Annotated in this window: 14 protein-coding genes; 5 read left to right on the forward strand and 9 right to left on the reverse strand. The window is 54.8% G+C overall.

The window, feature by feature from the left end:
- Positions 1-3: 3 nt before the first annotated feature.
- From FIV00_RS05945 to FIV00_RS05955, 3 genes are all read right to left on the reverse strand, one after another.
- Complete coding sequence (locus FIV00_RS05945; RefSeq protein WP_152499879.1) at positions 4-1,098, reverse strand: 5-(carboxyamino)imidazole ribonucleotide synthase; 1,095 nt, start codon at positions 1,096-1,098, stop codon at positions 4-6.
- A gap of 48 nt (positions 1,099-1,146) precedes the next feature.
- On the reverse strand, positions 1,147-1,635 hold the full coding sequence (gene purE, locus FIV00_RS05950) for a 5-(carboxyamino)imidazole ribonucleotide mutase (RefSeq protein WP_152499880.1): 489 nt from the start codon (positions 1,633-1,635) through the stop codon (positions 1,147-1,149).
- Positions 1,636-1,780: 145 nt separating this feature from the next.
- Positions 1,781-1,987, reverse strand: coding sequence for a YdcH family protein (locus FIV00_RS05955; protein WP_152499881.1), 207 nt, complete (start codon positions 1,985-1,987; stop codon positions 1,781-1,783).
- Between the two features lie 356 nt (positions 1,988-2,343).
- On the opposite strand from FIV00_RS05955, the gene FIV00_RS05960 reads away from it, so the two are divergent.
- On the forward strand, positions 2,344-2,523 hold the full coding sequence (locus tag FIV00_RS05960; protein WP_152499882.1) for a YdcH family protein: 180 nt from the start codon (positions 2,344-2,346) through the stop codon (positions 2,521-2,523).
- A 117-nt stretch (positions 2,524-2,640) separates the two neighbouring features.
- On the opposite strand, the gene FIV00_RS05965 is transcribed toward FIV00_RS05960, so the two are convergent.
- Both FIV00_RS05965 and FIV00_RS05970 read right to left on the reverse strand, forming a co-directional pair.
- Complete coding sequence (locus tag FIV00_RS05965; RefSeq protein ID WP_152499883.1) at positions 2,641-4,275, reverse strand: acyl-CoA synthetase; 1,635 nt, start codon at positions 4,273-4,275, stop codon at positions 2,641-2,643.
- Between the two features lie 96 nt (positions 4,276-4,371).
- Positions 4,372-5,136 (reverse strand): sulfite exporter TauE/SafE family protein, encoded by a 765-nt coding sequence (locus FIV00_RS05970; protein WP_152499884.1) that lies wholly within the window; start codon positions 5,134-5,136, stop codon positions 4,372-4,374.
- A gap of 183 nt (positions 5,137-5,319) precedes the next feature.
- Between FIV00_RS05970 and FIV00_RS05975 the strand changes: the two genes are divergently transcribed.
- Both FIV00_RS05975 and FIV00_RS05980 read left to right on the forward strand, forming a co-directional pair.
- Entirely contained in the window at positions 5,320-7,227 is a 1,908-nt protein-coding gene (locus FIV00_RS05975; protein ID WP_152499885.1) for a propionyl-CoA synthetase, read from the forward strand.
- A gap of 133 nt (positions 7,228-7,360) precedes the next feature.
- Positions 7,361-8,152 carry an SDR family NAD(P)-dependent oxidoreductase gene (locus FIV00_RS05980; protein ID WP_152499886.1) on the forward strand — a complete coding sequence of 264 codons (792 nt, stop codon included), beginning with the start codon at positions 7,361-7,363 and terminating at the stop codon, positions 8,150-8,152.
- Between the two features lie 28 nt (positions 8,153-8,180).
- On the opposite strand, the gene FIV00_RS05985 is transcribed toward FIV00_RS05980, so the two are convergent.
- Complete coding sequence (locus FIV00_RS05985; RefSeq protein WP_152499887.1) at positions 8,181-9,989, reverse strand: ABC transporter transmembrane domain-containing protein; 1,809 nt, start codon at positions 9,987-9,989, stop codon at positions 8,181-8,183.
- A 308-nt stretch (positions 9,990-10,297) separates the two neighbouring features.
- Here FIV00_RS05985 and rpmE point away from each other — a divergent pair, with 308 nt between their 5' ends.
- Positions 10,298-10,522, forward strand: a complete 225-nt coding sequence (gene rpmE / locus FIV00_RS05990) for a 50S ribosomal protein L31 (protein ID WP_152499888.1) — start codon at positions 10,298-10,300, stop codon at positions 10,520-10,522.
- Between the two features lie 227 nt (positions 10,523-10,749).
- On the opposite strand, the gene FIV00_RS05995 is transcribed toward rpmE, so the two are convergent.
- Complete coding sequence (locus tag FIV00_RS05995; RefSeq protein WP_152499889.1) at positions 10,750-11,631, reverse strand: sterol desaturase family protein; 882 nt, start codon at positions 11,629-11,631, stop codon at positions 10,750-10,752.
- A 136-nt stretch (positions 11,632-11,767) separates the two neighbouring features.
- On the opposite strand from FIV00_RS05995, the gene FIV00_RS06000 reads away from it, so the two are divergent.
- A complete protein-coding gene (locus FIV00_RS06000) occupies positions 11,768-12,361 on the forward strand; it encodes a TetR/AcrR family transcriptional regulator (RefSeq protein ID WP_152499890.1) in 594 nt (197 codons plus the stop codon).
- A 141-nt stretch (positions 12,362-12,502) separates the two neighbouring features.
- Here the strand turns inward: FIV00_RS06000 and FIV00_RS06005 are convergent, their stop codons facing one another.
- Positions 12,503-13,045 carry a DUF1465 family protein gene (locus tag FIV00_RS06005; protein ID WP_152499891.1) on the reverse strand — a complete coding sequence of 181 codons (543 nt, stop codon included), beginning with the start codon at positions 13,043-13,045 and terminating at the stop codon, positions 12,503-12,505.
- 417 nt (positions 13,046-13,462) lie between these two features.
- Positions 13,463-13,660 carry a DUF1192 domain-containing protein gene (locus FIV00_RS06010; RefSeq protein WP_173005896.1) on the reverse strand — a complete coding sequence of 66 codons (198 nt, stop codon included), beginning with the start codon at positions 13,658-13,660 and terminating at the stop codon, positions 13,463-13,465.
- Positions 13,661-13,727: the final 67 nt, after the last annotated feature.

Below are 13,727 nucleotides of genomic sequence, written 5' to 3' on the forward strand. Positions count from 1 at the left end.
CCGTCAGGTGGTTTTGCTCGAAATCCGGTTGACGTGACCCATCTTGCGCCCGTCCCTGGTTTCGGCCTTGCCATAGAGGTGCAATTTGGCTGAAGGCTCTTCCAGAACAGCCTTCCAATCATCGGCATCATGGCCAATGAGGTTTTCCATGACGACGTCAGAGTGACGCGTTGCCGCGCCGAGCGGCCAACCCGCGACGGCACGAATATGCTGGTCGAACTGAGAGGTGAGACACGCATCTTGTGTCCAGTGACCGGAATTGTGAACTCGCGGTGCAATTTCGTTGACGAGCAATTCCTCGCCGTCGCCGCTCTTCACCAGAAACATTTCCACGCCCATCACGCCAACATAGTTAAGGCCTGTGACGATTTTTGCGGCCATGTTCCGTGCCGCATCCAACGTTTCCTTCGCAACGCCCGCCGGCACAGTGGATGTCTTCAAAATGTGATTTTCATGATGGTTTCGGGCGATGTCGTAGCTGGCGCAATTGCCGTCAAGATCTCTGGCCACGATGACGGACACTTCACATTCAAAGTCAATCAAGGCTTCGAGGACGGTTGGCACACTGCCAAGCCGTTCATAGGCATTGGCGACATCATTGGGAGTGCGGATCATCAGCTGACCCTTGCCGTCATAGCCAAAGCGCCGCGTCTTCAAAACGCCTTTCCCGGCAAACTCAGCAACAGCCTGCTCGACGTCCTCTTGAGAATTGATCTCGCGGAAATCTGCAATCGCAACACCTGTGTCCGCGAGGAACCGCTTTTCCGACAGTCGGTCCTGAGACACAGAAAGTGCTCTTGCGCCCGGGCGGACCGCCACCTTCCGGTCAAGATGGGCGGCTGTTGGTCCTGGGACGTTCTCAAACTCGTAAGTGACAACGGAAACGGCGGCCGCGAATCGATCAAGTGCGTCGACGTCCTCATAGGGCGCAACGGTGAAGTTGGAGCTGACATCGAAAGCGGGACTGTTGGGATCGGGACAAAAGATGTGCGATTTCAATCCGAGGCTGGCAGCTGACTGCGCCAGCATCCGGCCAAGTTGTCCGCCGCCGAGAATTCCGATCGTGTCGCCGGGGCTCAAACGGGTGTTGTCAGTCATATCGTGAAATCCTGCTGCGGACACTTCAAGCGGGCTTGCGTGAAAGGCCTAGTCGTCCGATGGCGTCTCGGCGACTGCTGCGGTGCGTTCGGCTCTGAATTTATTCAAGGCGGTTTCGATAGCGCTGCTTTGCAACGCAAGGACTGCGGCGGCCAGAAGGGCGGCATTGGTAGCGCCCGCTTTGCCAATCGCCAGGGTTCCAACCGGGATTCCTGCCGGCATCTGAACGATGGAAAGCAAGCTGTCTTCGCCCGAGAGCGCTTTGCTTTCCACTGGAACACCAAAAACCGGAAGGGATGTCAGCGAAGCCGTCATGCCGGGCAAGTGTGCTGCGCCCCCGGCTCCGGCAATGATAATCTTGAAGCCCTCGTCTTTCGCACCCTTGGCGAAGTCGTACATGCGGTCCGGCGTGCGGTGGGCGGAAACAATACGCGCCTCGTAGCTGACACCCAGTTGGTCGAGCGTGTCCGCCGCGTGTTTCATTGTCGGCCAGTCAGATTGACTGCCCATGATGATTGCGACGTCCGCTTGTGCCATTTTATGCTCCAGTATCCGGCGGGCTCAGAAGAGCCGCGGAGTATAGGCAGCGCGCCGCACATCGCAAGACGCAAACGATGGAATTCCTTCGTTGCGGCAGCGAAGGGTTTTTGGGCAGGCCAGCGAAGTGGAGATTTTCGGTTCTTCAGGCGATGATGTCGGGGAACAACTGGTCTTCCAGAGCCGAGATTCGATCCTTGATCATCAGCTTCTTTTTCTTCAGTCGCTGCAGTTGAAGCGCGTCATGGTTCGACGTTGCTCCGAGTGCTTCGACGGCAACGTCAAGATCCCGGTGTTCCTGACGAAGCTGCGCCAGCTCCAACCGCAAAGCATCCTGATCTATTCGCGCCATCTATGTCCCCTAAAGCCGGACATGAGTCCTAATCTATTTTGCAGCTGTCGGGCAAGATAGCATCTTTGGCAAGTCAACAATCACGCTTCCCGGGCCATGCTGCCCACGAAATGGGACAAAAAGACCTAGAAATCCTGATGCTGTGGAAAATGTCATCGTGCAAAGCACGCATGAGAATTTTTTGTGAGTTTTGAGCCTCTTATTTGCACCCGGTTTTTCAGGATTTCCTAAGGTTAGTTGGAAGAATGCATTATTTGACGGCGAAGCGTCTCAGATATGCAGATTCAGCAATCGACAAGGCTGGAAATTGTGTGGCACGATGAAAAGGTTGAGCCAACAGACAGGAGAAAAATTCCATGTCAATGCAGTCACATCTCGCAGAACTTGAGCGCCGCCACGCAGAAATGAAACGCAAGATCGAAGACGCTCTGATGCATCCGAGTACCGACTCCCTGCAATTGGCTGACATGAAGCGACAGAAACTCAAGATCAAGGACGAGATCGAACGACTACGCAGTAACGACACGCTGCACTAGCGATCCCCTTGAAAAGAGAAATCGAAACGCCGTGCTTCGCGCGGCGTTTTTTTTATATCTTGGTTCAGCTTAGTGGATGGTGCCACAGGTCAGCCTAATGAAGTTGCTATCCAACTTCTAAAGGGCCTTGGCCTGTTCTCTGAGCGCAAATTTCTGGATCTTGCCTGTCGACGTTTTCGGCAGTTCACAAAAGACCACGGTCTTCGGTGCTTTGAAACCTGCCAGATGGTTTTTGCAAAAGCTGATCAGATCCGTTTCAAGGACATCCGCTCCGGGTTTCAATTCCACAAAGGCGCAGGGCGTCTCGCCCCACTTCTCGTCCGGTCTGGCAACCACGGCTGCGGCCTGAACATCGGAATGTTTGTAAAGAACCTCTTCCACTTCTATCGAGGAGATGTTTTCACCTCCAGAAATGATGATGTCCTTTGAACGGTCCTTGAGCTGAATGTAGCCGTCCGGATGCCGAACGCCGAGGTCGCCTGAATGGAACCAGCCGCCCCTGAAGGCCTTGTCGGTCGCCTCGGGATTTTTCAGATAACCTTTCATGACCACGTTGCCGCGGAACATGACTTCCCCAAGCGTTTCTCCGTCTGAGGGAACGGGATCTAGGGTTTCCGGATCGAGCACAGTGAGATCCTCCAGCGCGACATATCTCACACCCTGGCGCGCCTTTTTCTGTGCCTGCTCTTCTATGGAAAGCGCGTCCCATTCCCGTTTCCAGTCATTTACGACGGCCGGACCATACACTTCTGTCAGGCCGTAAAGATGGGTGACATTGAAGCCTGCGGTTTTCATGGCAGCCAGAACGCTTTCGGGAGGTGGGGCCGCCGCGGTGAAAAACTCGACTTCCCGATCAAGTTCGCGCTTTTGGTCAGGGGCCGCATTCAGGAGCGTGGACATGATGATCGGAGCACCGCACAGATGGGTCACTCCCTCATCGGCTATCAGATCCCACATCGTGTCCGGTCTTACCCAACGCAGGCACACATGAGTGCCGGCGACAATCGACAGCGACCAGGGGAAGCACCAGCCGTTGCAGTGAAACATTGGCAGGGTCCAAAGATAGACCGGATGCTTTCCCATGGCGGCTGTAATGACGTTGGCCTGGGCCAGAAGGTAAGCGCCGCGATGGTGATAGACGACACCTTTCGGGTTGCCGGTCGTGCCGGAAGTATAGTTGAGCGTGATTGCGTCCCATTCGTCGTCCGGTAGCGACCAGTTGAACTCGGGATCTCCCGTTTGAATGAAGTTCTCGTAGTCGAGAGATCCCAGGCGCTCGCCGTCCTGCGGAAACTCCGGATCGGAATAGTCGATAACGATTGGGTTGACGCTCGCGATCGAGAGGGCTTCCTTGACGACCGATGCATATTCTCGATCAGTGATGAGCACTTTCGCGTTGGCGTGATCGAGCTGGAAAGCGATGATCGCTGCGTCCAGTCGCGTATTCATGGAATGGAGAACAGCCCTGGCCATTGGAACACCGTAATGGGCCTCAAGCATCGGAGGGACATTGGATAGCATCACGCTGACGGTGTCGTCCCTGCCGACACCGAGACCCGTAAGCGCTGAGGCAAGTTGCCGGGACCGGCGATAAAACGTCCGGTAATCGGTGCGCTGACTGCCATGTATGATCGCCGTGACTTCCGGAAACACATCAGCGGCGCGCGCCAGAAAACTGAGCGGTGACAGGGCGGCGAAGTTCGCCTCGTTTTTCTCAAGTCCCCGCGCAAACGGACTGACGCCGGTGTCCATGATCATCCTCCCTTGATCGGTATCTGGCGGTATGAAAACCGGAAACAGTCGGCCGCGCAATTCATCATTGCAGGGACCGACCGTCTGAACCTGAGTTCATGCAAGTAACGCGATCAGACCGTCATAGGTGAGTTTGACACCGATCAGGCCCATGACAATGTAGATAACCGAATAGAAGGTATCGGCCTTGACGATCCTGACCAGCCAGACGCCGACCAGAGTTGCGACCAGGGCCACGGGAAATAGAGCGACCGATGTCGACAGGTTGGTGGCATCGAATTGGCCAAGCAGAAAGTAGGGAACAAGCTTGATCGCATTGACCGTTGCGAAGAAAATGACGCCTGTTCCGGCGAAGAGGACGGGTGCGAGGCGCAGCGGCAGCATATACATCTGAAACGGTGGCCCGCCCGTATGGCTGATGAAGCTGGTGAAGCCGGCAACGGTTCCCCAGAATGTTCCCTTTGCAACGCTGTGGCTCTTGGCAGCATCGTTTTTGCGTTGCTTGAAGATATAGTCGGCAACGAAAGCCAGAGACATGATCCCGATCAGGAAAATGACAAAGGCATCATTGACGTAGGCCGCTGTTGCCCATCCGATACTGATGCCGGCGACAGCCGCGGGCATCAGAATTGCCAGGGATCGCCAGTCCGCCCGGCCCCGGTAGGCAAGCAGCGCAATCACATCCATTACAATCAAGATCGGTAACAGGATGCCAGCTGCCTGGATCGGGGGGATGGCCAGCGACATGATCGGAACTCCAAGCATGGCGAAAGTGCCACCAAAACCTCCTTTGGACAGGCCAACGAAAAAAATCGCCGGAATCGCCGCAGCGTAAAACCAGATGTCTGTGATCGGGGTCATGGGCCAAAGAACGTGAGAGGTAAAGGGGAAGGGACCGGCAAACAAGCATGCCAAAGTGTTTACGTAAAGTCCCGACCGTCGAATTGCCTACGCGTGAAGGCTTGCAATTTGACCTTCCCTTACAGCACTCTGTCCGGCAAAAGGCGGGGTTTTGACCCGGTCGGCGTTTGGGAGGACATAGCGATGGCAAGCCGGTATCACGAGGTCTATCAAGGCTGGAAAAACGATCCGTTGGGATTTTGGAAAACGGCGGCATCTGAAATCGACTGGGATTCGACATCCGATACGGTTTTTGATCCGGATCAGGGGCAATACGGTCGCTGGTTCCCGGACTGGGAATGCAACACCTGCTACAACTGCCTGGACAGGCATGTGGAACGCGGTCGCCCTGGCCAGCCGGCGCTGATCTACGATAGCCCGATTACCGGCAGGACGGCGACCTACACTTATGCTGAACTTCTGGAGGAAGTGGAAGCACTGGCCTGCGTGCTGTCCGATCGCGGACTGCAAAAGGGTGACCGGGCCATCATCTATATGCCGATGATACCCCAAGCAGTCATGGCCATGCTGGCCTGTGCGCGGCTAGGCATCGTCCATTCGGTCGTATTTGGGGGCTTTGCCGCCAACGAGTTGGCAACACGTATCGATGATGCCACACCGAAAGCCATCATCGCGGCTTCTTGCGGCATCGAGCCGGGCCGTGTCATCGCCTATAAACCGCTGATCGATAACGCGATTGAGTTGGCGTCTCACTCGCCTGAGTGCTGTCTGGTTTATCAACGCGATGAAAAACCCGCTGACATGGTTTCCGGGCGTGACTTCGACCTGGGTGCGCTGCAGGCGCAGGCCGTTGCCGAGGGCCGCAGGATTGCACCGGTTCCCGTCAAAGCATCGGATCCGCTCTATATTCTTTATACGTCCGGCACGACTGGCCAGCCCAAAGGAGTGGTGCGCGACAATGGCGGCCATATGGTCGCGTTGAAATGGTCGATGAGCAATCTCTATGACATTCAACCGGGTGAGGTGTTCTGGGCTGCTTCTGATGTCGGCTGGGTGGTTGGTCATTCCTACATCTGCTATGCGCCGCTGCTGCACGGCTGCACCACCATCGTGTTCGAAGGCAAACCGGTGGGAACACCGGATGCCGGGACTTTCTGGCGGGTGATCTCGGATCATAATGTGGTGTCACTGTTCACGGCGCCGACCGCGTTCCGGGCGATCCGCAAGGAAGATCCGGAAGGCAAGCTGATCAAGAAATACGATCTCTCCCAGTTTCGATCGCTGTTTTTGGCTGGTGAACGTGCAGACCCGGAAACGGTCAATTGGGCCATCGATCAGCTTCAGGTGCCAGTGATCGATCATTGGTGGCAAACCGAAACGGGATGGTGCATCGTCGGCAATCCGATGGGTTTGGGAAAACTACCCGTCAAGCCGGGTTCTCCTACCGTTCCAATGCCGGGATACGACGTGCAGGTGCTGGATGATGCCGGCCACCCGCTTGGGCCCAACACACTAGGAAACATTGTCGTAAAACTGCCGATGCCGCCTGGGTGCCTGCCGACACTGTGGAATGCCGATCAGCGTTTCTTCGATGCTTACCTTGCCGAGTTTCCGGGCTACTACAAAACTGCGGACGCGGGTGTCATTGATGATGACGGCTATCTTTCGATCATGGCGCGGACCGACGACATCATCAATGTTGCCGGTCACCGGCTTTCCACCGGCGGCATGGAAGAAGTTCTGGCAACCCACGCAGACGTTGCCGAGTGTGCGGTGATTGGCATTGCCGACAAGCTCAAAGGGCAGCTGCCTTGCGGTTTCGTCGTCCTCAAGGCCGGTGTTGATCGGGACCATGCGATCATCGAAAAGGAATTGATCGGGCTCGTTCGCGAAAAGATCGGGCCCGTCGCGGCTTTCAAGATCGCGATCACTGTCGAACGACTGCCAAAAACGCGTTCCGGCAAGATCCTGCGAGGCACCATGCGCCAGATTGCTGATGGTGAGAGTTACAAGATGCCCGCCACGATCGATGATCCTGCGATTTTGGACGAAATCACTGACGCCTTGAAAACACACGGGATTTCCAGCTGACGTCTTTGCCTGACGTTACTGGAGGCAAGTGACCGCCATCGACACCGCGTGAATTGCGAACTAATGTCGGGCCGCCGCGCAGCGGCCCGCGCTCAAGACAGCGCAGTTTGAAACCAACAGCGGTGAGGATTCCGTGTCTCTGGAAAACAAGGTTGCCATTGTAACCGGCGCAGCTCGAGGAATCGGCTTCGCCGTAGCCAAGCGGTTTGTCATGGACGGCGCAAAAGTCGTGATCTGTGATGTGGATGACGATGCTGGCGAGAGTGCAGCGGATGATCTTAAGACGCTCGGCGAAGCCACCTATATCCATGCAAATGTGGCGGAACGCCTGGATGTTCGCAATCTGGTTGCCGAAACTCTGAACGCCTATGGTGAGATAGATATCCTGGTCAACAACGCGGGTATTGTCTCCGGTGCTGATTTTCTGGATTTCGAAGAAGACGAATTCGACCGTGTTCTGTCGGTCAATCTCAAAGGTGTCTTCCTGTGTTCGCAAGCCGTTGCTCGGCATATGGTCGAAACGGTGGAAAATGGCGGGGCACCAGGTTGCATAATCAACATGTCCTCGATCAACGCGGTGTTGGCAATCCCCACGCAGCTTGCCTATTGCGTTTCAAAGGGGGGCGTGTCGCAGCTGACAAAAACAGCGGCGTTATCGCTGGCAAAACATGGTATTCGCGTCAACGCCATCGGACCCGGATCAATCATGACAGACATGCTGTCTTCCGTGAATGACGATTCGGAGGCCAAGCAAAGACTGTTGTCGCGCACGCCCATGCTGCGCGTGGGCGACCCGGCTGAGATTGCAGGTGTCGCCGCATTTCTGGCGTCTGAAGACGCAAGCTATGTGACCGGCCAGACCATCATCGCCGATGGTGGCCGCATGCCGTTGAACTACACGGTGGAAGTGCCGGACGAGGAGTAAGGGCACCTTGAGCCCGATCACAGGTGTTCTAAACCGCCTCGGCCTGCCTTTCCGCATCGAATTGCAGGCGAGCAAGTTTGGCATATAGCCCGCCCGCCGCGCTCAGATCCGCGTGCGTACCGGTCTCTGCAATGCGCCCTTCGTCCATGACAACAATGCGGTCCGCCTTGAGAACCGTGGCGAGACGGTGCGCAATGACGAGCGTCGTTCGGCCTTTCATCAACTGGTCTAGCGCTTTTTGAACCAGTCTCTCGCTTTCTGCATCTAGCGCGCTCGTGGCTTCATCCAGCAAAAGAACGGGTGCATCTTTCAAGACGGCTCGGGCAATTGCGATCCGCTGACGCTGCCCTCCTGAAAGGGTTACGCCGCGTTCGCCGACCAGAGTGTCATAGCCGTCGCTCATCGCTGCAATGAACGGGTCCGCCAAAGCAGCTTTCGCCGCAGCAATCACCTCTTCTCTGCTGGCATCCGGACGGCCATAGGCGATGTTCTCTGCAATGCTTGCTCCGAAGACCGCCGTGTCCTGCGGAACAAGGGCAATCTGTTGACGCAGACCCTTTGGATCGAGCTGTTTCAGGTCCACACCGTTCAACCGAATGATGCCCGTTGCCGGATCGTAGAACCTCATCAGCAGATTAAAGAGTGTCGATTTGCCTGCACCGGATGGGCCGACCACGGCAACGGTTTCACCTGGAGCGATATCCAGTGACAGGTCTTTCACGACCGGCATGTGCTCCGCATTGCGATAGGCGAAGGAAACATCATCGAAGGAAATGGACCCGCGTGGCTCGGCCGGGAGGATGGCCGGTGTAGCCGGAGCACTGATCTCCGATTCAATATCCAGCAGTTCAGACAGCCGTTCTGCAGCGCCAGCAGCTTGCGACAGCTCGCCCCAGACTTCCGAAAGCGTTGCGAGTGACCCGGCGGCAAGAATTGAATAGAGCAGGAACTGGCTGAGCTCCCCGCCGGTGATCCGCCCCGAAAAGACGTCGCTGGCACCAATCCACAAGACGGCAACGATGCTGGCACCTATTACCATGATTGCGAAACCGGTCAGTGCGGCGCGCGCCATAATGGCTTTGCGCGCTGCCTGAAAAGCTGCTTCCACTGCACTGCCGTAGCGGTCCGCGCTTCTGGATTCATGAGTGAAGGCCTGCAAGGTTTTCACGGAACCAAGCATCTCGCCTGCATAGGCCGATGCATCAGCCAATGTGTCCTGTGCAAAGCGTGACCGTTTGCGAACCTGTCGTCCGAAACCCAGGATCGGGACCAGGATTACGGGAATGGCTGCCAGAACGATGACGGACAGCCGCGGGCTGGTGACGACCATCATGACCGAAGCCCCGGCGAACATAATGAAATTGCGCATCGCCTGCGATGCACTTGCCCCGAAGGCAGACTTTATTTGCGTTGTGTCAGCAGTCAGCCGCGAGAGTATCTCGCCTGATTTTGCAGTGTCATAGAAGGTAGGGCTGAGTTGCGTCAGGTGTGCGAACACGTCCGAGCGGAGTTCTGCGACCACACGTTCGCCGATCCACATGACCAGGAAGTATCGCACAGCGCTGGCAGTCGCCAGGGCACAGACCACACCGACCAGAACCGCAAAATAGGAGTTCACCAACGCCGGGTCATCCGCTCCGAAACCAAAATCGATCATGCGGCGAACAGCGTTGGGCAGTATGAGTGTGATGACGGCAGCAGAGAACAGGGCAACCAACGCACCGATGGCCATACCCTTGTGCTTGCGAAGATAGGGGATCAATCGCGTCAAAGGCTTCAGCGATCTGCGAACAGATTTCCGGTCTTGCTGCGTTTGTGATGCAGGGGCGTCGGCCACAAGTCTCTCCTCATGCTTTTCAAGCCGTCTTTAGCATGTTCCGCAAAAGGCTCAATGGCATTGATCAAGTTCTATGGAAACTGCGCTGATTGGGTAATTTATTTTGATATCGCTATTTGAAACAGATGTTTGAGATTGAGAGGATTTGCCCGATTTTGCCTCTTGTTTTGCACTCCACCTTGGGGTATATCCCCGCCACATGTTTCTGAGGGCGGCGTCCGCAACCGGATCGGCGGCCCTTTACTACGTTTTACGCCAAGATAACGACTTTCCCTGAAAGACCATCCTGGTGTTTGAAAGGACCGGCCATGAAAGCGGATATCCATCCCGACTACCACACCATCAAGGTCGTCATGACCGATGGTACCGAATTCACCACCCGCTCCACCTATGGATCGGAAGGCGATACACTGCAGTTGGACATCGACCCGACGTCTCACCCGGCTTGGACCGGTGGTGACCGTCAGCTGATGGACCGCGGTGGACGCGTATCGCGCTTCAAAAACAAGTTTGCTGGTTTCCTCGGTTCCTAATCACCGATCCACAGCCTTGATAGAAAAACCCGGCTCTTGCCGGGTTTTTTTGTGCTTTGAAAAGGTATCTCTTTGGATGCCCGGCGGTTTGGTCTTGCGGTCCGTTTCTGTCTGCAAGAAAGTCTACAGCCGATTGTGCTGTCGAACCGGGAACACGCGCGCTGCCAAATTGGTTCTCCCAATTCGCACGGATCTCAATTGAGTTTTCGACGAGCTGCCTGTTGATCTTAAGAGGTTTTATTGCGCCTTGGTTTGGCGTTGTCAGACCAGCCAGGAGGCATGAAAATTCTTCCAAGCCGCAATTTCATCGGGCCTGGCCGGAAAACCTCCTTCAGCATAAGCGCAGTTTCACTGAAATTGATCACAAAGGGATTTGACGAGCCGACAGGTTTGGTAATTCCGAAAAGGACTTCTTCTGTTTCTGGTGCATAGGTGCCGAACAGCTTGTCCCAGATGATCAGAATCCCGCCGAAATTCTTATCAAGATAGATCCGGTTGCGGCCATGATGGACGCGATGGTTCGAGGGGGTGTTGAGCACCGCGTCGAGAATTCGAACCTTTCCGAATTTTTCAGTGTGGATCCAGGATTGATAGGCAATCACGACAGCCAAAGCGCCAATCACCTGCGCGGGATCAAATCCTATGACGACCATGGGAACAAAGAAAATCCAGGTGAACAAGGCCTCGACCCAGGCCAAACGCAACGCAGTGCTGAAGTTGAACTCAGGCGAAGAGTGGTGAACGCTGTGATAGGTCCACAGCAGGCGAACGCGATGCTCACATCGGTGCATCCAATAATATGTCAGATCGGCCAGTAGCACTGCCAAAAGCCAGGACCACCAGGACAGGGATACCTCCGAAACGGCAAGTTTCTCTGACGCAAAGATGCCGACAACGAATATTGCGCCAAACGCCAATCGCTCCAGAACACTGTTGACTATCGAAATGAAAATGTTTGCGCCGGTTTCTTTCAAGGACTTTCGGTATCCGGAAAAGACATCCCACGCTGCCTCGGAAACCAGCATCAGGAGGAAGACAAGACCGATCATCTCGATGACGGAGAAAACCGGATCCACAACGGACAATCGCAACTCGATATTATCAAACATCACAAACCTCGATAAAAACGAACGTTCGTTCGTTTAAGTATTATCATGTTGCCTGAATTGCAAGTGCGCTCAAAACCTGAAATGAGAACTGCAGGTAGCTTCAACGCAGAAACATCAACAGTCCACGGTAGTGCAGATGATGGAAAAGAAACCGGAACTGTCCCTTCGCGAGGAAAAGACAGCGCGTCGACGCCGTCTGATCATCGAGGCAGCTGCGACGCTTTTCATCCTCAAGGGGTTCCATCAGACGGGCATGCGCGACATAGCTGGCCAGGCTGAGATAAGCCTTGGAAACCTCTACAATCATTTCAAGGGAAAGCATGAAATTATTGCAGCCATCTCCGAGATAGAAGCTGTAGATATGGAACCACTGCTAAGTCGTCTGGAGAGTGCCCAGGTTAGCGATAGCGCTGCTTTAATCGAGTTTGCGGAAGCCTATTTCGCAGTCTGTTGCTCGCCGGCAAATGCAGCTCTGAGTGCGGAAATCGTTGCGGAGACCTTCAGAAATCCGGATATCGGCAAAGTTTTTTCGGGTACGAGAAAGCGATTGATCGATGCGCTTGAAGAACATGTACCCGACCATTATTCAAAACGGACCGCAACAGCAGGCCTCGTTCTCGATCTGATCGAAAGAGCGGGACAAAGTGCGGTTGGAACCAGCGAAGCGTCGCAAAGCGACATCAAGACCGCCTTGCTGGAAGTTATAGGACGTCTGGTTGAGCGCTCATGATTACTGGGCGGCGCTGAGGTCTCTGGCAAAAGACGCTAGCAAACTTTCGGCTTCCGAGTGTGCTTCGCTCCTCATGGATCGAGCGAGTGATAAAAAAAGCCGCCAATTGGCGGCTCTTCGTGTTCATCGGTCGAAGATCGCTTAGCCGAGATTTCCGAATGCCGCGTGCAGCTGGTTGATTTGCGAGGCGACCGGGTTGTCGTTGTTGGCTTCCTCGGTCTGCGGTTCGTCACCGCCGCGGTAGAGCATCTTGTCCAGGTGCACAACGCGTTCCTGCAGGCGTGTCGAACGACCGACCAGGTCGCGCAAAGTTTCGGGAAGTTCGTCCCATGACGGTCCGCCGGTTGCGCTGCTGAGCTTGTCCAGGCGCACCTTGTTCTTTTCGCTGCCAGCCTGCTCGCGAGACATTTCGCCCTCGTTCACAGCTCTTTGGAGCAAAAGCCAGGATGCAAGCTGCATCAGACGCGTTGTCAGGCGCATGGATTCTGTTGCGTAGGCCAATGATGCCGGACGGGGCAACTCCTTGGCTTCCTCGCGGCCGGAGCCATCCAAATACATGGCGGTCTCTTCAACCAGTGACATGCCTTCCTGAAACAGGGTCTGGAAATTGTCAGAACTGGCAAGATGATGAGCGATGTGTACGGTGCCAATCGCTTCTTCGGCTGTTTTGATGTCTTCCGTCATAGGATTGCTACGCCTCAGTTACTCTCCCGGTTCGACTTGCATTTTTATCATTGCTTGTCCCGAAACATGTCATTTCGGGGCAGGTGTCCCTTTTTGGAACGATGCAGGTCTTCGTACCAACTACTGAGCAATCTCCATGCCAAACTCGCTCAAATGTGGCCCTTAACCAGAACGGTATGAGGATACCATGAGCGTGGCCTAAAAAAAAAGAGCCGCACGGTTGCGGCTCTGAAGTCTTTAACAGGGAGGCGTCAAACAGAGTGGACAGGAGCCACTCACATCCAGATGACTGGATATACAAATTTATACTTTGGAAAGATTAATAAGAGGTAAACGAGTAAATTTTTACCTAGCTGATTTACCTTGTTAATCGTCTAGTTCTCAGATTTAGTTCAAAGACTGTAATAAATGCCAAGGCTATTTCTGAAAGAACGAGTTCGCCGCATCGCGAATAGTACCTCGTTGTTCGAGTTCTTTCTGCGTACGGTTAATTTCTTCCCGTAAGGCCTCTATCCGCTCATTAAGATCGTTTTCCGAATGACGTGAAAGATCCTCGCCCACGGTGATGGGGTCGGCCTCAGGTTTTTTGGGGACATCTTCGTCAAATAGGCTCATTGTTTCCTTCCCCGGAATGTGAGACGCAGGAACGACAAGGACCGGTTCAAAAAAGTTGGACACGTTC

The organism is Labrenzia sp. THAF82 (genome assembly GCF_009363435.1).
GTDB classification, from domain to species: domain Bacteria; phylum Pseudomonadota; class Alphaproteobacteria; order Rhizobiales; family Stappiaceae; genus Roseibium; species Roseibium porphyridii.

Excerpts from the sequence above, each read along its gene's own strand:
- FIV00_RS05945 (WP_152499879.1), bottom strand. The coding sequence starts at position 1,098 with ATGACTGACAACACCCGTTTGAGCCCCGGCGACACGATCGGAATTCTC.
- FIV00_RS06010 (WP_173005896.1), bottom strand. The coding sequence starts at position 13,660 with ATGAGCCTATTTGACGAAGATGTCCCCAAAAAACCTGAGGCCGACCCC.
- FIV00_RS06005 (WP_152499891.1), bottom strand. The coding sequence starts at position 13,045 with ATGACGGAAGACATCAAAACAGCCGAAGAAGCGATTGGCACCGTACAC.
- FIV00_RS05955 (WP_152499881.1), bottom strand. The coding sequence starts at position 1,987 with ATGGCGCGAATAGATCAGGATGCTTTGCGGTTGGAGCTGGCGCAGCTT.
- FIV00_RS05975 (WP_152499885.1), top strand. The coding sequence starts at position 5,320 with ATGGCAAGCCGGTATCACGAGGTCTATCAAGGCTGGAAAAACGATCCG.
- FIV00_RS05960 (WP_152499882.1), top strand. The coding sequence starts at position 2,344 with ATGTCAATGCAGTCACATCTCGCAGAACTTGAGCGCCGCCACGCAGAA.
- FIV00_RS06000 (WP_152499890.1), top strand. The coding sequence starts at position 11,768 with ATGATGGAAAAGAAACCGGAACTGTCCCTTCGCGAGGAAAAGACAGCG.
- FIV00_RS05965 (WP_152499883.1), bottom strand. The coding sequence starts at position 4,275 with ATGGACACCGGCGTCAGTCCGTTTGCGCGGGGACTTGAGAAAAACGAG.
- FIV00_RS05970 (WP_152499884.1), bottom strand. The coding sequence starts at position 5,136 with ATGACCCCGATCACAGACATCTGGTTTTACGCTGCGGCGATTCCGGCG.
- FIV00_RS05995 (WP_152499889.1), bottom strand. The coding sequence starts at position 11,631 with ATGTTTGATAATATCGAGTTGCGATTGTCCGTTGTGGATCCGGTTTTC.
- purE (WP_152499880.1), bottom strand. The coding sequence starts at position 1,635 with ATGGCACAAGCGGACGTCGCAATCATCATGGGCAGTCAATCTGACTGG.
- rpmE (WP_152499888.1), top strand. The coding sequence starts at position 10,298 with ATGAAAGCGGATATCCATCCCGACTACCACACCATCAAGGTCGTCATG.